Annotated in this window: 23 protein-coding genes, 1 tRNA gene and 1 pseudogene; 15 read left to right on the top strand and 10 right to left on the bottom strand. The window is 64.6% G+C overall.

The features are described from left to right. The 8 genes and pseudogenes from ACWPMX_RS00005 to ACWPMX_RS00040 form a co-directional block, all read left to right on the top strand. A pseudogene (locus ACWPMX_RS00005) lies at window positions 1-2315 on the top strand (hypothetical protein); the annotation flags it as partial. Between the two features lie 837 nt (window positions 2316-3152). Continuing rightward, the gene (locus tag ACWPMX_RS00010) at window positions 3153-3662 is read left to right on the top strand and encodes a response regulator transcription factor (protein WP_455698005.1); all 510 of its coding nucleotides are present in this window, start codon (window positions 3153-3155) and stop codon (window positions 3660-3662) included. A gap of 56 nt (window positions 3663-3718) precedes the next feature. Then, window positions 3719-4042 (top strand): hypothetical protein, encoded by a 324-nt coding sequence (locus ACWPMX_RS00015; protein WP_455698006.1) that lies wholly within the window; start codon window positions 3719-3721, stop codon window positions 4040-4042. 13 nt (window positions 4043-4055) lie between these two features. After that, a complete protein-coding gene (locus tag ACWPMX_RS00020; protein ID WP_455700802.1) occupies window positions 4056-4574 on the top strand; it encodes a hypothetical protein in 519 nt (172 codons plus the stop codon). A 32-nt stretch (window positions 4575-4606) separates the two neighbouring features. After that, window positions 4607-4891 (top strand): JAB domain-containing protein, encoded by a 285-nt coding sequence (locus ACWPMX_RS00025; protein ID WP_455700702.1) that lies wholly within the window; start codon window positions 4607-4609, stop codon window positions 4889-4891. Beyond that, complete coding sequence (locus ACWPMX_RS00030; RefSeq protein WP_455698007.1) at window positions 4888-5307, top strand: MarR family winged helix-turn-helix transcriptional regulator; 420 nt, start codon at window positions 4888-4890, stop codon at window positions 5305-5307. The genes ACWPMX_RS00025 and ACWPMX_RS00030 overlap by 4 nt, the downstream gene beginning before the upstream one ends. Next, the gene (locus ACWPMX_RS00035; RefSeq protein WP_455698008.1) at window positions 5307-5504 is read left to right on the top strand and encodes a hypothetical protein; all 198 of its coding nucleotides are present in this window, start codon (window positions 5307-5309) and stop codon (window positions 5502-5504) included. The genes ACWPMX_RS00030 and ACWPMX_RS00035 overlap by 1 nt, the downstream gene beginning before the upstream one ends. Window positions 5505-5562: 58 nt before the next feature. Further along, the gene (locus ACWPMX_RS00040) at window positions 5563-6198 is read left to right on the top strand and encodes a response regulator transcription factor (protein ID WP_455698009.1); all 636 of its coding nucleotides are present in this window, start codon (window positions 5563-5565) and stop codon (window positions 6196-6198) included. Here the strand turns inward: ACWPMX_RS00040 and ACWPMX_RS00045 are convergent. Then, window positions 6191-6637, bottom strand: a complete 447-nt coding sequence (locus tag ACWPMX_RS00045) for a hypothetical protein (protein WP_455698010.1) — start codon at window positions 6635-6637, stop codon at window positions 6191-6193. The two genes, ACWPMX_RS00040 and ACWPMX_RS00045, sit on opposite strands and share 8 nt — an antisense overlap. Before the next feature lie 398 nt (window positions 6638-7035). On the opposite strand from ACWPMX_RS00045, the gene ACWPMX_RS00050 reads away from it, so the two are divergent. Both ACWPMX_RS00050 and ACWPMX_RS00055 read left to right on the top strand, forming a co-directional pair. Then, window positions 7036-8658 (top strand): putative bifunctional diguanylate cyclase/phosphodiesterase, encoded by a 1623-nt coding sequence (locus ACWPMX_RS00050; protein ID WP_455698011.1) that lies wholly within the window; start codon window positions 7036-7038, stop codon window positions 8656-8658. Between the two features lie 238 nt (window positions 8659-8896). Next, the gene (locus ACWPMX_RS00055; RefSeq protein WP_455698012.1) at window positions 8897-9091 is read left to right on the top strand and encodes a hypothetical protein; all 195 of its coding nucleotides are present in this window, start codon (window positions 8897-8899) and stop codon (window positions 9089-9091) included. Between the two features lie 43 nt (window positions 9092-9134). On the opposite strand, the gene ACWPMX_RS00060 is transcribed toward ACWPMX_RS00055, so the two are convergent. Then, entirely contained in the window at window positions 9135-9800 is a 666-nt protein-coding gene (locus ACWPMX_RS00060; RefSeq protein WP_455698013.1) for an outer membrane protein, read from the bottom strand. Between the two features lie 516 nt (window positions 9801-10316). Here ACWPMX_RS00060 and ACWPMX_RS00065 point away from each other — a divergent pair. Beyond that, window positions 10317-10970, top strand: a complete 654-nt coding sequence (locus tag ACWPMX_RS00065) for a hypothetical protein (RefSeq protein ID WP_455698014.1) — start codon at window positions 10317-10319, stop codon at window positions 10968-10970. 38 nt (window positions 10971-11008) lie between these two features. Here the strand turns inward: ACWPMX_RS00065 and ACWPMX_RS00070 are convergent, their stop codons facing one another. After that, entirely contained in the window at window positions 11009-11452 is a 444-nt protein-coding gene (locus ACWPMX_RS00070; RefSeq protein ID WP_455698015.1) for a hypothetical protein, read from the bottom strand. Between the two features lie 151 nt (window positions 11453-11603). Between ACWPMX_RS00070 and ACWPMX_RS00075 the strand changes: the two genes are divergently transcribed. Beyond that, on the top strand, window positions 11604-12317 hold the full coding sequence (locus ACWPMX_RS00075) for a thermonuclease family protein (protein ID WP_455698016.1): 714 nt from the start codon (window positions 11604-11606) through the stop codon (window positions 12315-12317). Between the two features lie 184 nt (window positions 12318-12501). Here ACWPMX_RS00075 and ACWPMX_RS00080 read toward each other — a convergent pair whose 3' ends face one another. The 4 genes from ACWPMX_RS00080 to ACWPMX_RS00095 form a co-directional block, all read right to left on the bottom strand. Next, window positions 12502-14670 (bottom strand): hypothetical protein, encoded by a 2169-nt coding sequence (locus ACWPMX_RS00080; protein WP_455698017.1) that lies wholly within the window; start codon window positions 14668-14670, stop codon window positions 12502-12504. 5 nt (window positions 14671-14675) lie between these two features. After that, entirely contained in the window at window positions 14676-15812 is a 1137-nt protein-coding gene (locus tag ACWPMX_RS00085; RefSeq protein ID WP_455698018.1) for a hypothetical protein, read from the bottom strand. 72 nt (window positions 15813-15884) lie between these two features. Beyond that, window positions 15885-16412 carry a hypothetical protein gene (locus ACWPMX_RS00090; RefSeq protein WP_455698019.1) on the bottom strand — a complete coding sequence of 176 codons (528 nt, stop codon included), beginning with the start codon at window positions 16410-16412 and terminating at the stop codon, window positions 15885-15887. 58 nt (window positions 16413-16470) lie between these two features. Beyond that, window positions 16471-17253, bottom strand: a complete 783-nt coding sequence (locus tag ACWPMX_RS00095; RefSeq protein ID WP_455698020.1) for a hypothetical protein — start codon at window positions 17251-17253, stop codon at window positions 16471-16473. Window positions 17254-17597: 344 nt separating this feature from the next. Here ACWPMX_RS00095 and ACWPMX_RS00100 point away from each other — a divergent pair, with 344 nt between their 5' ends. The 3 genes from ACWPMX_RS00100 to ACWPMX_RS00110 are packed head-to-tail and all read left to right on the top strand — an operon-like array spanning window position 17598 to window position 20044. After that, entirely contained in the window at window positions 17598-17918 is a 321-nt protein-coding gene (locus ACWPMX_RS00100; protein WP_455698021.1) for a DUF3489 domain-containing protein, read from the top strand. Between the two features lies 1 nt (window position 17919). Further along, window positions 17920-18372 carry a DUF2924 domain-containing protein gene (locus ACWPMX_RS00105; protein WP_455700703.1) on the top strand — a complete coding sequence of 151 codons (453 nt, stop codon included), beginning with the start codon at window positions 17920-17922 and terminating at the stop codon, window positions 18370-18372. Further along, window positions 18365-20044, top strand: coding sequence for a recombinase family protein (locus tag ACWPMX_RS00110; RefSeq protein WP_455698022.1), 1680 nt, complete (start codon window positions 18365-18367; stop codon window positions 20042-20044). Before ACWPMX_RS00105 ends, ACWPMX_RS00110 begins: the two co-directional genes overlap by 8 nt. A 188-nt stretch (window positions 20045-20232) precedes the next feature. Here the strand turns inward: ACWPMX_RS00110 and ACWPMX_RS00115 are convergent. From ACWPMX_RS00115 to ACWPMX_RS00125, 3 genes are all read right to left on the bottom strand, one after another. Continuing rightward, window positions 20233-20319, bottom strand: a tRNA-Leu gene (locus ACWPMX_RS00115). Window positions 20320-20416: 97 nt separating this feature from the next. After that, the gene (locus ACWPMX_RS00120; protein ID WP_455698023.1) at window positions 20417-20809 is read right to left on the bottom strand and encodes an acyl-CoA thioesterase; all 393 of its coding nucleotides are present in this window, start codon (window positions 20807-20809) and stop codon (window positions 20417-20419) included. Continuing rightward, window positions 20806-22872, bottom strand: a complete 2067-nt coding sequence (locus ACWPMX_RS00125; RefSeq protein WP_455698024.1) for a S9 family peptidase — start codon at window positions 22870-22872, stop codon at window positions 20806-20808. The genes ACWPMX_RS00120 and ACWPMX_RS00125 overlap by 4 nt, the downstream gene beginning before the upstream one ends. Window positions 22873-22902: the final 30 nt, after the last annotated feature.

Below are 22902 nucleotides of genomic sequence, written 5' to 3' on the forward strand. Positions count from 1 at the left end.
CGGCGACGGTGACGGTGACGGTCAACCCTGCCAATACTACGTTTGCCGACAAGCTCGTAGTCTCCACCGGAACGGTGGCAACCTTCAGCACGTCCGTGCTCACCGCTAATGATCAAACGGATCTACGTGTCGTCTCCGTCTCAGGCGCAGCTGTCACCTCCGGGGCCCTAACCTTCAACGCGGCGACACAAACCTTCACCTACGATTCCACAAACGGAGTTGGTGCTGGAGCACTCTCTTTCTCCTACACCTTAGCCAACGGATCTGTTGGTCAAGTCACCTTCGATGTCGTAAATGCAAACGGGGGAGGCTATAACGTTGCCCTCAACTACGCATCAGGAACTTATCAAGGTTCCTATCTCGATGCAGGCGGCGGGCCGGATACGCTCACTGGATCAATTGCCCCCGATGTCTTGGTTGGCGGAGACGGGATCGACTCCCTTATTGGAGGTGCCGGAGCAGACATACTCCGCGGTGGGGCGGGCAACGATACACTTGATGGGCAGGGTAACGCCGGACAACTCGATCTCATCGATCTGTCTGACGCAACTGGCGCCTTGGCTGGAGCGAGCGCCTTCACACTCGCTGCTGGCGGAAACGGTACCTACAATGGAGGAGCGGTGGGGCTCGGGACGGACACCTATACCAACATGGAAGGTGTCATCGGCGGCCTAGGTAACGATAGTCTTACCGGTAATACGAGCGACAACGAGATTCGTGGGGGCCTCGGCAACGACACGATTAGCGGTCTCGGTGGGAACGACATCCTCAAAGGCGATGACGGCAATGATACGATGACCGGCGGAGCTGGCGATGACACCTTCGTCCTCGGTCCAACTGGCGTCGACATCATCACCGATTACAGCAACGTCGTCGGCAACTCCGACACGATCGATGTCTCGAGATATGTTAGTGTCGCTGCGGGCACAGACGTCATCGGCGGTCAATATATCCGGATCACGACGACTGGTTCAGTGCAAATCGATGCGGACGGCGGCGGGACGTGGATAACCATTGCCACCGTCAACATGGGAGCCGCCGCCTACAAGGTTCAGTATTACTCCGGCGGATCCCTGACGACCGTGAACGTCACCCCGTCCGGGCCCCCGGTCGCCCTCGATCTTGACGGAGATGGCCAAGTCAGTTTCCTCTCTTTGGAAGCCGGCGCCAGTTTCGACTATGGGTACGGCAGGGTCGCCACGGCTTGGGTCGCGGGCAATGACGGGCTGCTTGTGCGCGATGCCAATCACGACGGCAGCATCACGGCCGAAGAGATTGTCTTCGCGACGACCGGTAGCGATCTCGAGGGACTTGCGGTCTACGACAGCAACCACGACGGCCAGCTGTCCGAGGGTGACACGCATTTCGGCGAATTCGGCATCTGGCAGGATGCAGACAGCGATGGGATCCTCGATCTTGGCGAATTCCGGACACTAGCCGACGAGGGAATTGCTAGCATTTCGCTGAGCTCGGACGGTCAGGCCTATTCCTCGGCGGACGGTGACGTTACGGTTGTCGGCACCGGCAGCTACACCCGTTTCGACGGCTCGAGCGGTGTACTGGCGGACGCGGTTTTTGCGACCCAGGAACGTGCCACATCCGAGCAGCTCAGGCTTGGCGCGACACAATCGACCTACGCCTCGCTGGCCGTCGCTTCTGTCGCATCAGCCTTTTTCTTCGATACTTTGCCCACTGCAGAAGGGGCCTCCGAGGGGCGGCAAGGGGGACTATGGATCATGCCGACGCAGGCGCATTTGGTCCCGAATGACGTCATGGCAGGCAGGAGCAATGGATTTGGCCCGACGACGGACGAGGTCGATCACATTTACGCTGGCGCGAGCCAATCCACTGCGCATTTCCAGTCCGAGCCTGTTGCAAGCGAGACCATGAACCTCGCCGAAGCCGACCATGCGGATGCGACCTGGCATTCCGGGGCAGGCTTGGACAACGACTTAAGTTCTGCGAACTCATTCGTCGGAGCTATGGTCGGGAATCTTTCCGGTCTTCAAACGATGGATGCCCTGCTGACGGTTGGTGGCGGTTACGCATCCGACCAGGGTTCGGTCGCCACCCCCGACTCGCCGCCAATCGCCGCGATCCTTGCAGATGCGATCGATGGCTCCTTGATCGACACGTTGCTCGCCGGTCTCATCGGTCCCCACGATGGCCTTGAGCAGGTCGCGGCAACGGAGCCCAATGTCTTTCGGTCGGACATTCTCGATCTTTCGATCGGGGGGAATCACGATCCCATCATCGCCTTTGCAATAAACGAGCTGACGGACGACTCCGCGGCTCAATTGGCGGCGATGGGATAGAGATTATTCCTCGCACAGGCGCTTTTGGATGGCGGCTTGGGCGAACGATATGTTCGCTCGGCCAATTGCTCGGGCTGCGCGTTGCTGACGCATAGCCAATTTGGGTCACCTTGGCCTCTCGAAGCCCTTTTTCAGTTCTTTGATCCACGGTCGCGCCCTCTAACCGTTACGAATGGAGGGTGCGCCCAACCGTTCCATTGGTTCACCGCAATAGCTTCGGCGGTACGCCTGTCTACTCGCGGCCCAAGTTCGCGTACCAGTCGCTTTCTAAGCAATATCAATGACGAATCGAGTCTCGGTCTTGGATCTTCTCTGGCGCTTAAAGGTAACCGGTCGTTTCCGATCTCGAGCCGCGGCCGGATAAACTGACCGTCTGCTCTTGTGAATCTGTTAACGAGAACCGGTCGAAAGCGGCTTTCTCTCTCATCCCGAAGCCCAAGCCACACTCGGCTCGAACTCGCGCTAGGAATCGCGGCCCTCCGAGGTCGCGTCGATTGACTTCGACCTTGGTTGGCTTCGCGCCCCAGATCGACCACGCACTCGCGCTGATCAGCAGCCCTTGCACTACTGAATTCACCGAACCCGACCGTGGCGTTCGGTTGAGCGCAGCATGTCCGCAAGAGATCGACGAGACGAAATCGTTACGCGGCGAGTTACCGCAGTTGTTAATTTTCAGATGAGGTGTGAATCCTTAACCGACAGCGGCGCAAGCGAGTAAGGGGTCCGCGTCTCGTTTGCGTATTCAGGGGGTCGCACCCACCGCGCCGGATCAAATCCGGTCCAAGAGTCGTTGAACGGCCGTTAGTGGTGGGTTACAAAAGAACCGGAAAGGTCGACGTGAACGCAATTAGCCGCCTGTCCCCCGAGCGATCGCTCGGACAACTATCGCCGCGCCAGCGCGAAGTGCTCGCCCTTGTCGGCGCGCACATGACCAACAAGGAAATCGCGCGCGAACTCGACATTGCGATCACCACTGTCGACAAACACCTGCGCTCGATCCGCGACAAGTGGGGTACCGCAAGCCGGTACGAAACTGCCCGTGTCATGCAGCAACTGGGGGGGTGGGAAAAACCACACCCCGATTTTTCGTCACATGACGAGTACCTGATCACCGACCAAGGGCTGTCCCCGGACCTGCCACGGTCGTCGGAATTCGTCCTGCAGGATGTGCTCGCAAGCGGGCAGAACCGCCAGTTCGAGGTTCCCGCGCCCCCGGGTCTGGAGGCTCTCGACGAGAGGTTCGGAAAGTCCTGGCGAGTCGCGCTGATACCTTTGTCGGCGCTGCTGTTCGGTCTGGTGCTCATCTGGGCGCTGATATTCGCCAAGGAGCTCAACGACCTTCTTTGAGGGAGTCTTCGTCGCCACCCCTCGGCCCGAAACGGGGCCAACCGGAGACCACGATGATGACCCCTCAGATTGCCGCGCTGCGGATCGGCCGCGACCTCAATGCCAGCGAAGATGGCATCGACCAGCTCATCGCCACGACCGGCAGCCTGCTGTCGACAATGACCACGGCTCGCGTTGAAACCGGTAGCCCGGCCGCCACAGGTCACCGTGCGATCGCCCGGATAGCTTCCGCCCAGGCCAAGCTGGTCGAAGCGCGCATGGACTTCATCCGTGCTCACGAGGACCTGCGCCGGATCGCCGAAACCGCCGACACACCGATGGAATGCCCTGAGGAGTGGGCCGGCGCCGACCTTCCCAAAGAACGCCGCGAAGTCGCGTGATGCGATCCCTGCCATGACATGGATGCTCCTCACGAGCTTCTACGCGGTCATGGCAGGATCCCTCGCCTACGGGTGGTTCAGGGGTGGCAGGACGGAACGATCGGCAGTCATCCTGCTTATCGCCTTCTTTCTCTTCCGCGCTGTCCTCAAGCCTCTGACCATTCCCCAGTTCGATTCGGTCGATCCGGTCGCACTCTCACAGGACCTCATCGGGTTCGTCGGGTTCGTCTGGATCGGCCTCAGTGCCCGGAGATACTGGCCATTAGCAGCGGCAGCCTTGCAACTCCTGAGCCTCAGCGCGCACTTCGCGCGAGGGGTCGAGGATTCGGTCAGCGGCCCGACTTACGCCGCGATGAAGGCGGTGCCCACGTTGCTCGTATTCATCCTGCTCGCGATCGGGACTCGGAATTACCAGCGCCGCAAAGCGCGCGCGATGTTGCAAGCCTCGTCCCCGACCTCGACTTCGGCCCCGGTGGGACCATCCTGGGCCAGACGATCGCACTCCTCGGGCGCGCGCGCGACGAAGCGCTAGTCTTCACCCTCCACGACGAGCACGGAAAGTACATCTGCGCCTTCGACCGGTCGGGTCACGCGGGATCCATCGCGCTCAACTACCGGGACCTGATCGGTCGCGCGCTTGCGAATGGCGCCGCCGGACTTCTCCTCATCCACAATCACCCCTCCGGCAACCCGACGCCGAGCAAGGCGGACGTGGCCTCTACGCGCGCGCTCGCCGCACTGTGCGCTCCGCTCGAGATCACCGTGCACGACCACCTCGTGGTGGGCGGGGACCGCGTCGTCAGCATGCGGCGGACGGGACTATTCGCTTCTTACGGGAGCCCCGCATGAACTCGCGCACCGCAATCGACTGGACGCGGGTCCGCGAACTCTCGCCCGCATCCGACGAGATTCACGACGCCGCCGCCGCGGAGCTTGCGCTGCTCCACCGGCGTCGCATGATCCCGCCCGCTGCTTCGCTCAGCGACATCGAATGGGCGGTTCTGCTCGAACTTTTCGTCGCGGACGGCCGGGGCTCGATACTCCAGACCAAGTCGCTGACGCTGGCGGCCGGCGTCGCGCCCACCACTGTTCTGCGCTACCTCGAGCTGCTCGAAGGCAAAGGGCTGATCCATCGCGCGCCCTGCCCGACCGATGGCCGTTCGACACTGGTGGCGATCTCGCGGGCTGGGCGGCGCGCGGTGGCGACGGTGTTCTCGACCGAGGGAACGCCCAACGATCCGGCAACATTCGTAGGAAACATCTGATGGGTATCGAAAGCAAGATCGAGGCCGATCTCCGCGCGCGCAACGCCGAGGACGGGTTCCTCCAGGTAGACGACATGTCGATTACGTCGTTCGAGGTGCCGGAACGCGGGCGCGCGACGTGGGAAGTCTGGGTAATTGCGCTCTTGGTGGGGGCGGCGGCGATGAACGCCTTGCTGTTGTTCCTAGGCGTCGCCTGAATATGCGATGCGAGCGCGCTAGGTGTTGTCCCGTATTGCGGGATCTACTTAGAACCGCATGGGTGTCCGCCTCTCGATCGCAAGAAAAGCGAGAGGTCGCCCAGTGAAATCAACCGTAACCCTTATCGAACCCGACGTCGCCCAGCGGGCCGAACTGACTCAGATCCTGACCAAGTTTTGGCATGTCGAGCCGTTCGAAGACGTGGCCGAATTGCAGTCGTTCTGGCCGCGGAACACCGCCTTCATTTTCGTGCACGATGAAAGCGACACGCTAGGGCGCTTGATGGACATCCCTGCGGCGCAGTGCTTGCCCATCATGGCCTATTCGAGAACACCGCAGACCGAACAAGTGGTGCGAGCCATCCGGTTGGGCGTAATCGATTACTTTGCCCTGCCGCTCGATCCCGGGACCGCGCTGCCCCGCCTCAAAGACACAATCGAGAGTGTGAAATTCGAAGTGGAGGCCCGCAGGCAACAGGCTGCGGCGCGCGAACTGGTTGCCGATCTGTCCCGCCGCGAAACCGAGGTCGGCCGCGAGCTCGTCGCGGGCCATTCAAACAAGGGCATCGCCAAGGTTCTCGGCATCAGTCCGCGCACGGTCGAGATTCACCGGGCCAACATGATGTCCAAGCTGCGCGTCACTTCGACCGCCGAGGCGGTCAAGGTCCTGCTCGATGCGCGGATGATTAATTAACCGACGACGAGGTCGGCGCGGGACCATTGCCGAGCGCCTGGGCGCACGCCCTCGCCAGCGCGCCGCACAACGCCGCGGCGCAGTCGCCGCCGCTGACGGTGTGCTCACTCGTGTGGCCGGGGATCCACACCGAGGCCACTGCCGCACCATCGGGCGAACGGGAAATCATCATGCCGGCGGTCGAGCCGGCGAGCAGCATGGCCCCGCTTTCCGCAGCACCGGCGCCCAGCATGCGTTCGAGCTCGGCGCCCATCGGATGCCAGCTGATCTCGCTCAGGTTTCGAGCCATTTCGGCAAACATGGAATTGAGTTGGCGCACTGCGTCCACCCCGCTCAGGTCGCCCGTCTCGCATTCAAGCGAGAACTGGGCCAGTCGCAGGAGGAAGGCTTCGAGCTCGGTGGCGGCCGGCAGCGCGGCCGAAGAATGCACTGAATTCACCCAGCGCGGATTGCTCCAAATCCGAGGTATGTCAACCGAGCGAAACGGATGATCCCCGTGCATCGGAGCGCTGTGGTCAGCACTCCGCAGGAACCGGCGCGACGCTTGGCTCGCGCGATCCGCTAGGCCAGGGAGCAAGAAATCCCGGTTCGTCGTCGGTCAGCCATCCCTCCGCTGAACACGGGCTCTCCTGAACTTGGGTCACAAATCTTTCTTGGCAAGCTCGTATATGCTGATCACGCCAGCATCGTAGCCGCCGCTTGGCGCCGCGTGCCTCCGTAACATCACGTAGTTTACGGATGGAGTGACCCGCTGCGCCGCCGTCCGTTAAACCGATCGCAACCCTGTCCTGAGATACCCGCCGCGTCGCTCAACAAGCCTTTCGGGACCGCCCGTCCATGCCGCACTCCACCCGCCTGCGCCGCTCGGCGCTGCTGTCGCACCGCCTGTGCACGGGCATCGCGCTCGGCGCGATCGGGCTGTTCACGGCGATCGCAGCCAATCTCGTGCCGATCCTGTTCTACGCCGACTTGGCCGAGGTCTACGCCCGCGGCCGCCTCGCGGTGCCGCTGCTGCTCTCGTCCGCTCTCATCCTTCTCGCATGGCGCCGCGCGCTCGACGCCCGCCGCCTCCACGACGCGCTCGAGGCGAGCCGCGCGCGCGAGCTGCGCCTCGCCTACTTCGACGAGACGACCGGCCTCCACAACCGCCGCTACCTCATGAAGGAGGTCATAGGACGCCTGCGCTCCGAGACGGTCATCTTCCTCCTGCTTGATCTCGACGGTTTCAAGCAGGTCAACGATCTCTACGGCCACGAGGCGGGCGACGAGCTCCTGAAAGGCATCGCCGCGCGGATCAGCGAGCTTGTCCCTCCGTCGGCCGACGCGGTGCGACTCGGCGGCGACGAATTCGCCATATGCCTGACAGGTGACGACGCCGGAGTGGGCACGGCAACGCTGCTCTCGCAGGCGCTCGTCACCGCGCTGTGCAAGCCGTTTCCGATCGGCGACACCGAAGCGCGCGTTGGCGTCTCGATCGGCATCTCGATGCGCGAGGGCCCGCACGAACTCGCCACCGCTTCGCTCCAGCGCGCCGACGTCGCGATGTACGAGGCCAAGCGCCTCGGCCGCGGCCGCGCGGTGTGGTTCGATGCCGACATGGAGCGCGTCCGCAACGAACGCACCCGGCTCGAGGCGGCGATCCGCGCCGGGCTCGAACGCGGCGAATTCGTACCGCACTTCCAGCCCCTGCTCGATCTCGCCTCGCTGCGCATCCGCGGATTCGAGGTGTTCGCCCGCTGGCACCATCCGCGCCAGGGCACCCTCGGGCCGGACAGCTTCCTCGCGGTGGCCGAAGGCTGCGGCCTGATTGCCGAATTGTCACTGGCAGTGATGCGCGCCGCGCTCGCGCAGGCGGTCCACTGGCCGGCCGAACTTTCGCTGGCGGTCAACCTCTCGCCGGTCCAGTTCAAGGACCCGCTGCTCGCCGACCGCGTGCTCCAGCTCCTGCGCCAGACCGCCTTTCCGGCGACCCGGCTCGAGGTCGAGGTCAGCGAACAGACGCTCCTCACCGCGAACGAGCGCGTGCTGGCGATCATCCACAAGCTGCGCGACGCCGGCGTGCGGGTGGCGCTCGACGATTTCGGCAGCGGCTACGCCGGGCTCGCGCGGTTTCGCGAACTGCCGTTCGACCGGCTGAAGATCGACCGCGACTTCGTTGCCTCGCTACGCAACGATAAGCAGAGCGACGCGTTCGTCCAGGCCATCGCCACGCTTGGCAAATCGCTTTCGCTCCCGATCACGGCCGAGGGGATCGAGGAAGAAACTATCCAGGACCTCCTCGTCACGCTCGGCGCGACCGACGGCCAGGGCTGGCTCTACGGCGAGGCGCTCCCCGGCGAAGACGCGGCGCGCAAATACCTCGACATCGACATCGAGCCGAGCCCCATTACCGAACTAGAGCTCGCGCCTGCCGAGGTCATCCCTCTGCGCCCCTCCGACCGCCGCGCGACACGGCGATAGTGGTTCGAGACCCCGCAGATTTCTCACGCTAAATAGCCTTACGCAGGGGTACCCTTAGCCGGTTGCACCATTCTCCGCACCAGTCTTCGAAAAGTGAAGTCATCGGCAGCTTTCGGGATCGCCTTACCTGGGCCGCGTCCGGACAGGCAGTTTTCGGGTAAAGAATGGCCCGAAATGGTCGTTCGTCAGCTGCACTTTTGCGTGGGATGGTGTGCATCGATGTTACAACGATGGATCGATGCTAGTGACGGTGCAGGAAGATGCTGCGCGCACCGTCCATGTCACGGACGCGGCCGTTCACCTGCTTAACGTGCGCAGCGAGGCCTTGCCTTCGACTGTCAAGAACCTCCGCCTCCGTATGCGCATCGAGCGCAAGGACGGGACGGTGCTGGATGCCGTGGTCGGATTCCTCAACAGGTACACTCGATGGTAATCGACAAGTATGGGGCCGACGCGTTACGTCGGCCCCTGCTTGGTCAGAACCGCATACCGAGGCCGGCGACGACCTGGTGGCGCTGGAAGCCGAGGGCGATGCTCTCGGTCCCGTCGGCGTATTCGAGGTTCTTGTAGTTCGAGTAGCGATACTCGATTTTGCCGAACAAGTTCGTGCCGAAGCTCTGCTCGAGGCCGAGGCTCGCGCGCCAGCCATCGCGGTCATCGGCCACCGAGAAGTTGTCCGCCGGGAAGGCCGGGTCGGTGTAGCTGATGCGGGCACGGCCGTTGGTGTAGCCGAGACCGGCGAACAGCAGGGTGCTTTCGCTTAGCTGCGCACCCCCGCGGACGCCGACGTACCAGTTGCGCTTCAGCGCGAAGCACGCCTCGTCGTTGCCGAACAACTCTTCGCAGCGCTCGTTATCGCTCCACTCGTAGGCGCCTTCGATGCCGAGGGTGCTGCCCGGCGAAAGCTGAAAATCGTACCCGGCGTTGATGCCGTAGACGAGGCCGGTGGTGCTTTCCGATTCGCGGAAGTTGTCGGCCGGGAATGCGGTGTCTTCGTACTGCACGTCGGCCGAGGTGTGGTCAACGCCGACGGTCGCCGAGATGTGCGCGCCGCCAAAACCAGTGTCGACGTTGGCATCCTGCGCGAACACGGGGGTGGCAGCGACGGCAGCGGCCGTGGCGGCGAGAATTACATACTTCATTGAAATCAATCCCTGATTGTTTATGCGATCGGCGGCGCGACTAGCGACGCCGAGTAAACGAAACAATATCGCCAGCCGCTCGTAACTAACGAGCGCGATCCGCTGTTGCGGAATTGCCTCAATCGCTATTCAAGGATCTCAATCAACGCCAGACACTGAGAGCAGCTACTGCTGGGCCGGTTGTCTGGAAGTGGGCTGATTTTGGACGGTACGCTTGTAGACGCTAGGACCGCGAAACCACGAGCAAATTGAATGCCGAAATATGGGACCAGTGGAACCTACTTCGCAACATCTCGCCTAAGGCGACGCAGAGTTTGCGCTCTTACGCGAACAGCCTTTCGACGGACCAAGTAAGACTTGGGTGCCAGAGCGGATTGTGGATGCACCCGACAAGTGCGGGCAGGAGACGAAGTAATTGTCTCTAAACCAATTCGATTGACTCTACCGCCATCTCGCGTTGTTAGTGCACGGCATGGCCGCCTCAGGGGTCGCGGCCAGCACAGAGGGGGTAATTCCATGTATATTCGTTCGCTCGCGGCGCTCGCCGCGCTGTCCGCTGCCATGCCCGTTGCAGCCCAGTCGATTTCGACGACTGGCACGCTTCGCTCGGCCGAAACCACCGCCGTAGCGCCCGCACCGGCCACCACCGTCACGCTGGCACCCGTAACCCAGGCGGTGCTGCGCGCCGGAACGCCGGTATCGCTGCGCATGCTCGAGGAAGTCACGACGAAGGAAAAGAAGGCCCGCGTCGGCCAGCGCTTCCGGATGGAAGTGGCCTCGCCGGTCGAATACAACGGCGTTGTCGTCATTCCCGCCGGCGCACCCGCCGAGGGTGAGATCACGAGCGTCCGCAACAAGGGCATGTGGGGCAAGTCCGGCCATCTCGGCGCGCGGGCGCTTTGGGCTAGGGTAGGCGGCCGCCAGATCCGTCTCGCGGGCACCTTCGACGACAAGGGCGTCACCGGCACTGCGGGAGTAGTCAGCTCTATCGTGCTGGTTCCACTCGCCGGGTTCTTCGTGACCGGCACCAGCGCGGTGCTGCCGAACGGCGGCCAGGTCTCGGCCTTCCTCGACGAGGATATCGAATTGGCGGTCAAGGCGGCAGCGCCGGTCGCGCCGATCGAAGTGACCGCCCCGGCGACCGAAGCGACGGTCGCCAGCGCTAACTGACGTGAACGGGGCGCTTGTGCGGTTGTCGCGCCTGCGCCCTAGTTCTCCCGATTCCCGAACACGCAGGCGGTCAACCGGCGGATCGCCTCCTCCGCGCCGTCGGATGGCAAAGTGCCGCGCACCTCTCCAGCCATCGTCACCGCCAGCGGCTTCTCGTCCTCAACTTCGGCGAGGAAGTCAGCGGGCAGGTTGAACAAAAGCGCTGGTCGACCACCTACCGACATAGCCAGCGCCTCGCCGTCGCCCCAATTCCGCCTGCCTTGGGCCAGCATCACGTCGGTGCGCGGACCTTCCGCACCCGCAAAGGCCTCGGAGGCCATCAGCAACCGCACGGTCCCGTCGTCCGGGTTCATCAGCGACACGGTCGACGGCGTGAAGGCACGTCCGCCCGCGATCGTCCGCTCCATCAAACACCCGCGCGCGATCGGCACGACGGCCCTGTCCCCGTTCGGAGCGACGTTGGCACGGTCGGTGGTGGGCACCGTCGCGCATCCTGTCAGCAATATCGCTGCAAAGAAAATTCCGCTGTTCATGACTGCGCGCGATCCGCAAGCACATTCAAGCTCAAGCGGTACGGCACTCACTTCGTGGCGGGCGATGGTTTCGTAACGTTTTTCGCTTTAAGTGATTGCCATGCGCTCGACATTTTCTACGTCATTCGCTCTCGCGGCATTCCTGCTCGTTTCCCCCGCCCTCGCGCAGGACCTGCGCGGCGCTGCATCTGCGCGCGATGGAGATACGCTCCAGATCGGCACAACCACGGTCAGGCTGCATGGCATCGATGCTCCCGAAGCCGATCAGACCTGCCAGCGCGATGGACAAGCCTGGGCGTGCGGAACGGTGGCCACACGCCAGTTGGCCGCGCTTGTTGCGCACGCCGAGGTTTCTTGCGTGTCACAAGGAGTCGACGTTTACGGCAGGACGCTCGCGGTCTGTGGAGCGAACGGTCTAGAAATCAACCGAACGATGGTCGCGCAAGGGTGGGCGACCGCGTTCCGCGAGTACAGCAGCGAGTACGTTTCCGACGAAGTGCGCGCGAAAGCGTCCCGGCTTGGCTTGTGGACCTCGGCGTTCCAACTGCCGGGCGATTTCCGGGGCGCCAAGGCAGGTCGTGCCGAAGCGGTCAGGGCCGCCCGCGCGCAATCCACCGCTTCGAACCGCGCCGTGCCGCTCGCCGAACCGTTTGGCAACGGCCGCTGCGCGATCAAGGGCAACCGCAACCGCCGCGGCCAGTGGATTTACCACGTCCCCGGCATGCCCTATTACGAAGCAACCCGCGCCGAGGAAATCTTCTGCTCCGAAGCGCAAGCTCAAGCCGCCGGGTACCGCCGCGCTATAGTCAAATAGTAGGCCGTAATCTGACTGGCAGGTTCCACGGACGCAGCCGGCTAAAGCGGACATACCGCGTTCAAGGCTATCATCGGCAAGAGCTGGGCCGTAAACTGTCTGCCGCCTATTAAGCAAAGCGCCGGGCAGCTGCCTCTCGCCGACCTCAGCTGGTGGATCCACGGCGCCTTCGGCTAGCCGGGGTTCAAGTGCCGGCGGTGGCCTTCAGCGTCAGCTGCCGCAACTCCTCGACGATCGGGGGCGCGCCCGGGATCGGCGCGAGCACGACGTCGAGGTCGGCGCGCTCCAGCTTCAACCGGCCGCTGCCGATCGCGACGAGGAACTCGGCCGCCGCCTCGCCCTGCGCCCGCGTCGGGTCCGAGGCGATCCGGCGGATGATCCGCCCGGCGTCCCGGCTGAGCGCGGCGTCGCTCGCGAAGTCGAGCTCGGTCGGTCGGGCCGCACGGAGTAGACTCGCCTGGATGATGCCGTCGTTGTAGCGGCCGAAGTTGCCCGGCGAGAGCAGGGTCTGCTGGAACCAGTTGGTCACCAGCGCATCGCCCTCGCCCCGATCGACGTTCCTGAGCTGCTGGAGGACGGCGGCGACGGTCACGAACACGTCGCTCTGGGCATGGTCACGGAGCGCCAGAGTCTCGGGCCAGAACGCGAAGCCGGGTCGGAGCTTGAGCCGCGCGCCGGCCTCGTTCGCGAGGAAAAGCTCGTCCAGCAGGGGGCGCGACGACTCCGCCAACCGGTCCCGGCGCGCCGCCAGCGCCGGCGAGAGCGTGCCGCCGCCTTGCAGGTTCAGGAATGTGTATTCGCGCGCCCACGAATTGGCGAAGTCGGATCCGGGCAGCTCGATCCGCTCGACGATGGCCAGCGGGTGCGGCACCGGGCACTTCGTCATCTCAAGGTCGCGCCGCAGCGCCTCGATGGCGGCCTCGCTCTCCGTCCGCGCGAATCCGACCAGGTAGATGATTGGCCGATCGGAGCAGAACGGCCTCAGGTCGCGGCTCACGTCGAGCAGCACGCGACCGCTGCCGATAACCGACGACACGACCAGCAACGCGCCGGGCGGGCCCGCCTTGAGGGCCGTCTCCAGTGCGTCGAGGTCGTCGCGCCCGTGCAGAGCGGGCGTGACGCCGGCGATCGCCGCGACCCTGGTCGCGAGGGCGTGAGCCTCGTCGTCGGCCAGCAGTATGTGCCTGACCGGCGGGATGTCGCGCTGGACGAAGAATTCGAGCCGTTCGTCGAAGGCCTTGACGGCGAGCAGGGCGGTCGCGTCGACCCACAGCTGCCGATCGTTGGAAGCGAAGACCTGGAAGCAGTCGCCGCCGGCCAGTCGCGTCATGGTCTGGGTCAGGCCCTTCGGCGCGTGGGTCACCTTGACGGTGAGAGCCTTCGGCTGCGGCGGGGCGATGTCGAACTGGTCGCCGCGAAGCGGGATCGGGGTCGAGTTGTTCTGACACAGCACGCACACGCCGGCGTCGTCGTAGGTGGTGCGCTCGGTCTTCAGCCCACCCGGATTGAGGTCAGGGTCGCTACGCAGATCGACCGCGAAGTTCACGCCGGGGACGACCTTGCCGAGATACAGCGTGTGGACGATCCTGGATGCGTCCAGCCCGCGGGCCTCCACCCGCTTCGCCAGCGTCCCGCTGGACGATGCCGAGATGATCGCCGTCGCCGTCGCCAACCCGGTGAAGTCGTAGGTGTCGACCTCTTCGTAGGATCGGAAGCTGTCGGCGACGAGCAGCGGCAGCTTGGGGTCGAGCGCCATGCGGTGCTCGTTCATGATGGCGACGACGGCGAAGAGCGACGGCGTATCCACGTAGACGTAGTGCGCGTCCTTCGGGATCGAGCCGAGCATCGCCAAGGCGATGAACGAGATCTCGCTATTACAGACTAGGAGGTTCGACAGCCTGATGAACCGGCTCGTGTGGCGGCCTGACGGGTTGAGGAAGTGGAAGCTGGCCGTCGACTCGACGAAGCCGCCCCGTTCGTTGAAGATCGCCGTGACCCCGCGCCGCACGATCTCGTCGAGTGCGATGCTGCTGCGGAATTCACCCTTCTCGACCTCGATGCGCACCGCCTCCCTACCCCGGACGTCGAAGCCGAGCACGGTGATCGCCGCGCGAGGACCGACGCGCTCGCGCATCTGGCGGAAATCGCGCGACGTCGCGATGTCGGCGGCGAGTCGCTTCGCCTCCGGCGCCCGCGCGACGAAGATCAGCTCGTCCGGGCTTAGCCTGGCCTCGACCTCGCGCTCGATGGGCTCGCCGATCGTGAACCCGTCCAGGCCGTCGACGCCGACGAACGCCATCAGGGCGTCGACTGGCACGTCGTCGACGACCTTCTCGAAGCGGTTGAGGAGCATCGGCTTCATGCTTCGGGGGCAAGCGGTAGCAGCAGCGTGACGAGCGTGCCGGCGACGCGCGCCGGATCGCCTGCGCCGGTCGTCCAAGCGCGCAGGTCGGGCGGGTCGCCATAGGCGCGGTCACGCTCGCGCGAGAGGTCGGCGTAGAGCGAGCGCCGCCCGGTGCGCAACCGAAGGAAGCCTTCCTTCGCGCGCAACAGGTCGACCAGGTTGCACAGACCCAGACCGGCGGCCGACCGGGCCTTGCTGCTACCATGCTTCGAGAAGCAGTTCACGATCGCAGCCATCTCGTCCGGCGGTTCGATGAGGTCGAGCGGACGTCCGCTCCAGCGCGCTGCGAACCCCGGGCCGGAATCGAAGACCGATAGTTCCAGCATCTGCGCGTCGCGCGAATTCGCACGAGGCCTCGGCAACCGCCGCGCCCAGTTCGCCAGCGGCTCGAAATTCCCGACGATCTCCGCCAGCCTGCCCGGTTCGATCGCGTGCCGCCGCGCGTGTATGCCCCTCAGCGACCTGCGCAGCTGGTTTCCCCGGTCGTCGAGCCGCGCGTGCTCCTCGGTGTTGCGGAACAGCTCGTAGAGCGCCGACGCCAGCGTGCTCCGGGTGTCCCGCGGGAGCATCGCCTCCAGCGCCGTGGGCACGGTCGACGCCATGATCTGGATCGCCAGGTCGCGGAACGCCCGGGCGTCGCGCAGCCGGGCCACGCCGTCCGGATCCCGGGCGTATAGCAAGGTTGGCGCGGACAGCCCCAGATGGTCCGCGCACATCAGTTCGAACTGCGGACCCCGCGATGCGCTCGAAGGGCGCGCGCCCTGAACGATTCTCAGGCGGTCGAGGGCCAGGTCGAAGAGCCGGTCGCGGATCGGCTGGCCGTCGAGGCCGCGGACCTCGTCGGCCACCAGCGCTACGGCGAGGCCGTGCAGCTGCCCCGCCAGATCGGCAATCTGCCGGTCGGCGGCGCCACGCGCGAAGGTCGAGACCGTCGGCACGCGTTGCCGCTGCGCCCAAGTCGCGAGGAACTGCACCATCGCGGATTCGCCGCCGGCGAGATGGTGCCGGCCGTGGGTCGGGACCGTGAGGATCATGTCCGTCGCCTGACCCGTGAGGTCGGCGAGCAGCCGCTCGGTGGCGACGATGGTCATGGTTCCGGGGACGCGCATGGGACCGATACTAGGGCCGCCTGGGCGGATAGCGCAACGGCGCTCGCAACCTGCCTACAGCTTCAACGTATTGCGCAGGGTCGCCACCGCCTCGGTCGGTCGGCCGGTCAGGGAATCGCCGATGATCCCCGGGACCTGGCACGTGCGGTTGAACCACGTCTTCTTGGAATTGCGGACGTTGGGGTTCGCGCGCAGCGCCATGCCGATCATCACGGTCTCCAACTCGTCGATCTCGCGGCCGGACCGCTTCGAGGCCTTGCAGTAGTTGCCCCTCACGGGCTCGACCTTGGCGATGAGGTGGATGGCCGGATAGCCCCGCTTCCGCTCGCTGGCCCTGACGTAGTGGTTGAGCTTGTGGTCCTGGAAAATCTCGCCGCGGAACCCCGTCTTGGCGTTGGTCTTGCCGACGTACCACGGCGTGAACGTCTCGCCGTGACACGTCGAGAAGACGTAGATTCCGATGGCGCGCGGCAGGCCGGGCACCATCTCCTGTATCTCGTCCCAGAACGCGCGGAGGGCCTCGCCGTCGGCCTCAGTCTGCGCCCGCGGCGACCAGAAAGGTCCATACACCTCGTACTGCATTGCCTATAGCCCCCCAAACCCCCGGTTCAGATCGACCACGCGGGTCGAACCCGACGCCTCATATCCGTTGCGTCTCCTTTTGGAGGGTCGAATTCTCGAGCGCCCGGATCTCCAGCAACGCCCCGATCGCGTCGCGGAGCTTGCCGTCGACGTTGCTGGTGAGGCGGTCGCCTGCGGCCGCCTTCGATATCGTCTCCCTCTTGATCTGCGCCGCCAGGTCGTCAGCCAAGCCCATGATGTCGTGGGCGAGTCCCAGCTCGACCTCGTCGACCAGCGACGCGAGCGAGCCAGCGGCGGTGTTCACCCTTTCTGGCGTCCAAGTGTCATCCACTTGAACGATCGCGCCCTCGACCAACTCCAACTGCTCGGCGTCGGCAAGCGCGTTCGGGCTGGCGTTCTTCGCCGGAAGTTCGAGAATGCGCGCCGCCACCTCGGAACATATGCGGCCTTCCGGGTCAGGCTCGGAGCCTCGCCGTGCAAGCAGCCTGACGAGCTGGTCCCGCGCCCGGGGGGCGAGGTCGGGCAGGTCGATCGCCCTGTGCAGATCGTATGCGCGGCCCGCCTCCCACAAAGCATTTCCATCGAGCGTGCCGATGTCGAGCCGGTCCCGACGCCTGCGAACCAACGCATCGGCGCTCTCCAACGGCTGGCCCACGAGGCGTTCGCCGTCGCGGTTGTAGGCGGCCAGCTCGAACGGCGCGATGACGACACCGTCGTCCTTACCGGCCTCGATCCTGACGAGCTTGCCGAGCGCCACCGACGCGTGGCCGTAGATGCCTCCAGTCCCCTCCGCGACTCTATCGAACCCCGGCTCGAGGATGACGTCGCCGGGTTCGAGCATGTCGAGTTTCAGTATCCACATCATCGCGGCACTTGGCGCGGATAGCGTGGCATTTCAATCCAAGGCGGCACGCGGCGTCATACTGCCAAGGATCGAGCGTGTGACCGCTTTTGTCCTAACGTTTCCTGCTGGGAACGTCCGGAATTAGGGCTCAAAGCGGTTGTCCGCGAGATCCGACATTCGCGCCCTTTGCACTCGCAAATCCATTCGACTTCTTTCGCAAACGAAGCGTTGGTCCCGGTGCGAGTCGAACCACGCGACGCGGGTAGCCCAGGCGGAGCACACTCCGCGGGGCTGTGGGTGGTGGAAGCGGCACGGAGCCGTTCCGGATGGAGAGCCACCCCATGACCGATACGATCGACAAACCTGCTCCCGCTGCGAAGCGCCAGCGCCGCATGGCACGAGAGCCGCAACCTAGCCACGTGGAGGCTGCTAATGTAGGCACTGGCTCAGCCAGCGATCCTGCCGCGGAACCGAAGAAGACCAAGGCGAGCCTCGTGCTCAACTTACTGTCACGCACCGAGGGCGCGACGCTCGACCAGATGGTCGCGGCCACGGGCTGGCTGCCGCACACGACCCGCGCGGCGCTGACCGGCCTCAAGAAGAAGGGACATACGATCGAGCGCCGCAAGGTGGACGGCAAGACTACTTACTTCCGTGCCTGACATGCCCGTAAGTGCAAGACGGTCCCGCGCCGAAGTGCGCGCCGCCGATGACCTCGCCCAGCTGGAGACACTGTCCCCGGCTGGGCTCCGGTCAGAGTGGAAGTCGCTGACCGGGCTCGACGCACCAAGCATTGGTACCGGCCTTCTTCGCCGGTTGGTTGCCCAGCGTTTGCAGGAGAAGCGCCTAGGCAACTTGCCGGCGATGGTAGTGCGCGAACTCGAGCGGATTGCCTCGTCGGATGCGCCACTGACCGTTCCGCGAGTGCCGACCCGGCTTGCGCCGGGCGCAAGGCTCATCCGCGAGTGGAAGGGACGAACCATTGCCGTGCTGACGACGCAGGATGGCTTCGATTGGGAAGGGAGGTCTTATCGATCGCTCTCGCAGATTGCCCGCGAGGTTACCGGCGCCCACTGGTCGGGTCCCCGCTTCTTCGGGCTGACCGGTCGTGGCTGACAAGGTGCTTCGCTGCGCGGTCTACACCCGCAAGTCCACCGAGGACGGGCTCGAGCAGGGGTTCAATAGCCTCGATGCCCAGTATGCCGCCTGCTCGGCCTATGCGTTGAGCCAGCAGCACGAAGGGTGGCGGCTTAACCCCGAACGCTACGACGACGGCGGGTTCTCGGGCGGCAGCATGGAGCGTCCCGGCCTCAGGCGCCTCCTTACCGATGTCGAGGCGGGCAAGGTCGATATCATCCTGCTTTACAAGATCGACAGGCTGACTCGCAGCCTCGCTGATTTCGCCAAGATCGTCGAGGTATTGGACAAGGCCGAGGCGAGCTTCGTTTCGATTACCCAGTCATTCAACACGACGACGAGCATGGGACGCTTGACGCTCAACATGCTGCTCTCGTTCGCCCAGTTCGAGCGAGAGGTGACCGGCGAGCGCATCCGCGACAAGATCGCAGCGTCGAAGCGCCGCGGCATCTGGATGGGCGGACCGGTCCCGCTCGGCTACGACGTTAGGAACCGCAAGCTGGTCGCCAACCCGGCCGAGGCGCAGCTCGTTCGGCACATCATGCGGCGGTACATTGAACTCGGTTCGGTCGCGGAGCTCGTCGACGAACTCGATCGCGAAGGACACCGCACCAAGCTGCAGGTCACCGCCAGCGGGCCGCATCGCGGCGGCTGCGCGTTCCGACGCGGCACGCTTTACCACCTCCTCGCCAACCCCATCTACCGCGGCAAGCTCACGCACAAGGGCGAAGTCTTCGAGGGCGAGCACGAGGCCATCGTGGCCGAGGAGCTGTGGAACGAGGTCCGGGCCGTTCTAAAGAACCGCGCGCAGGGAACTTCGCGACGACTGAAGGCCGCATATCCGGGACTGCTGGTCGGCAAGCTCAGCGATGGCGAGGGCAGGGCCATGACCACCAACCACGCCTGCAAGCCCGGCGTGCGCTACCGGTATTACAACACCCGGCCCGACCAACTCGATGGAACACCTGCGTGGCGGGTGTCAGCCCACGACCTCGAGCAAATGGTCTGCAACCGCATCGCTGAGTTCGCGGCAGACCCACATTCAGTCAGCGAACTGCTGGGTGATGCGCAGGACGATGCCTTGCTTGTCCAGCAGGCCATCGCAGCCGGTGATCTCATGACTGCCCAGCTTCGCAGTGGTTCGCAATCGACGAAGGCCGAACTGATCGCGCGAATCGTTGACGGAGTAATCCTTCGCGAGGACCGGGTGGATATTGCCCTGGACCTGCAGGGCGTGCGCGAGGCGTTGGGCTTTGCGGACAAAGGTACCGGACCGGTAGCAGCGCTCGACCTGACCTGCCCTGCGATCCAAGTGCGGCGCGGGCACCGGTTGCGCCTCGTCATTCCAGCGCCGGCCACAGCGCCTGCTCCAACACGCGACGAAAAGCTGGTCTCGCTGGTCGCCGAGGCGCACGCCGCGGCACAACTAATGCACGAGATGCCGGGCCAATCGATTGCGACGATAGCCAAGGAGGCGGGTCGATGCCGCACGCGGCTTTCTCGGCTCATCGCGCTCTCGTGCCTCGCACCCGACATCATCACCGCGATCGTTGAAGGTCGCCAGCCGCCCTCGCTCACCGCGAAGTCGCTGCTCGAATGCGAGTTGCCGCTTGCCTGGGCCGAGCAGCGCGCCGTGCTCGGGTTCTTCTGAGCCACTCCCGACTGCAGTCAGGTTTTCCGGACCAGAGACGCGGGCGTTGTTCGCGCTGGAATTAGCACTGGGTTCGCTCGTCTCTGACTGCATGGCGTCGATCGCCATCGCTGAAAGCGCGCAGAACTGCGCCGTTTTCCGCGGCAGCTTCGCTCTAAGGCGAAAACCGGCTCCGATTCAGGACTGGGTGGTGCGGTCGAGAAGACTCGAACTTCCACGGGCTTTCGCCCACAACGACCTCAACGTTGCGCGTCTACCAATTCCGCCACGACCGCACATCGAATGGGATTGGGAAGCGAGGTGCCTCCCGGGTAGGCGGGCGCCTCTAGCAACGGGTTTGCCGCCCCGCAAGCGGTGAATCCGTTCCTACGATCAGGGCAGGAACGGTGCGGCCACTTCGGCGGGTACGCGCACGAGGCGGCCTGTGGCCTTGTCGAGCATCGCCCAGGTGCTGCGCGCCGCCACGATCCGCTTGCCGGCGGCGTTGCGGAACTCGACGCAGCGGTCGAACTGTGCGCCGCGCGGGCCTTCGGGAATGAAGGTTTCGCCGGTCACGCTTTCGCCTTCGGAGATGTTGCCGCGATAGTCGATTTCGTGCCGGGTCACGACCCAGATATATTTCTCGACATGGTCGGGCGCGGCGACCGCCGCCCAGTGGGAGGTCGCGACGTCCTGAATCCAGGTGACCCAGACCGCATTGTTGACGTGGCCGAGTTCGTCGATGTGCGAAGGGAGTGCAGTAAAGGTGCGAATGAACCGCTTCATTGGCCCATCTGCCACAGTATGAAACCGTATTCCTCAGCCGTTTCGTGCAAGGATTCGAACCGGCCCGACTTGCCGCCGTGGCCGGCGCCCATGTTGGTCTTGAGCAGCAGCACGTTGTCGTCGGTTTTCAGCTCGCGCAGGCGGGCGACCCACTTGGCAGGTTCCCAATAGGTCACGCGCGGGTCGTTGAGGCCCGCGGTCACCAGCATCGGCGGATAAGGCTGGGCCTTGACCTGGTCGTAGGGCGAATAGCTCGCGATCAGCTCGAACGCGGCCCTGTCCTCGATCGGGTTGCCCCACTCGGGCCATTCGCCCGGGGTGAGCGGCAGCGAGGCGTCGAGCATCGTGGCGAGCACGTCGACGAACGGCACGTGCGCCACCACCGCGCCCCACAACTGCGGGTCGGAATTGACCACCGCACCCATCAGTTCGCCGCCGGCCGAGCCGCCCGAGATGCTGATCCGGCCCTCCTGGGTATAGCCGAGCGCGACTAGACCCCTCGCGACATCGACGAAGTCGGTGAAGGCGTTGGTTCGCTGGGTGAGCTTGCCCGCCTTGTACCACGCCCGGCCCAGGTCGTCCCCGCCGCGGATGTGCGCGATGGCATAGGCGAAGCCGCGATCGACAAGGCTGAGGCGGGTGGTCGAAAAGCCGGGCGGGATGGCGATGCCGTAGGCGCCATAGCCGTAGAGGTGCAGCGGGCCGGGTTTTGCGCGATCCTTGCGGTACATGATCGACACCGGGATATCGGTCCCGTCGCGCGCGGCGATGTGCAGGCGCTCGGTGGTGTAGAGATCGGCGTCGTAACCCGAAGGCACTTCCTGAACCTTGAGCACTTCGAGCCGCTGTTCGGCCACGTGGTAGTCGTAGGTTGTCGCCGGACTGACCATCGATTCGTAGCCGACCCGCAAGCGGTCCATCGCCCATTCGGGATTGTCGCCCAGCCCGGCGGTATAGCTCTCTTCGGGAAACGCGATCGGCTCGATCCGGTCGGGATCGTCGTAATAGCGGACCTCGATCGTATCGAGCCCGCCCTGTCGCCCCTCGACCACGTAAAAGTCGCGGAACAGGTCGACCCCGGTGAGGTAGAAGGCGTCGGAGCCCTCGATCAGGCTCGTCCATTCGCTTGGGGCTGCGAGCGGCGCGGTCGCCAGGCGAAAGTTTTCATGGGTGTCGTTGGCCAGGACGTAGAGCACGCCGTCGCGTTCATCGACTTCGTACTCGACGCCCTTCTCGCGCGGTTTGACCAGGATCGGATCGGCAAGCGGATCGGCAGCGGGGATCAGCCGCACCTCGCTCGTCTCGTGATCGGAAGACGAAACGATCAGCCACTTCTCGTTGGCCGACAGCGAGGAACCGACGCGGAATCCCTCGTCGTCCTCGTGGTAAAGCTCGACATCCTCGGACAGCGGCGTGCCGAGGCGGTGCAGCCGCGCGTTGTCGGTGCGCCATTGCTCGTTGGCGAGGCTGTAGACGAGCGCGGTGTCGTTCGCAGCCCAGATCAGCGATGAGAGCGTGCCGGGAATCTCGTCGGGCAGCAGTTCGCCGGTCGCGATCACCTTGACCCGCGCGGTGAACCGCTCCGATCCGTTGTCGTCGATCGAGTAGGCGAGGCGGGTCCCGTCGTTCGAGACCGCGATCGCGCCGAGGCGGAAGTATTCGTGCCCTTCGGCGAGCGCCACCTCGTCGAGGATCAGCTCGTCATCGCCGCCCGCGACCGGCCGGCGCCACCATTTCTTGTACTCGGCGCCGTCCTCGTATTCGACCCAGTAGAGCCACTGGCCGTCCTTCTGCGGCACCGACCTGTCGGCCTCCTTGATGCGGGCGCGCATCTCGGTGAACAGCGCGTCGATGCGGTCCTTCTGGCCCGCCATCGCGGCTTCGAACCAGGCGTTCTCGGCCTTGAGGTGGTCGAGGATCTCGGGGTCTTCGACCGCGGGGTATCCGGGATCGCGCAGCCAAGCGTAATCGTCGGTCACGGTGATCCCGTGGTGAGTCACGCTCGACGGCTTCTTCGGAGCGACTGGCGGCGCCTTTGGCGGCTTCACGGTGGCATCGTTCATGGCGCGGCCCTATGTGGGTCTCGAAAGGAC

The organism is Tsuneonella sp. HG094 (assembly GCF_053819285.1).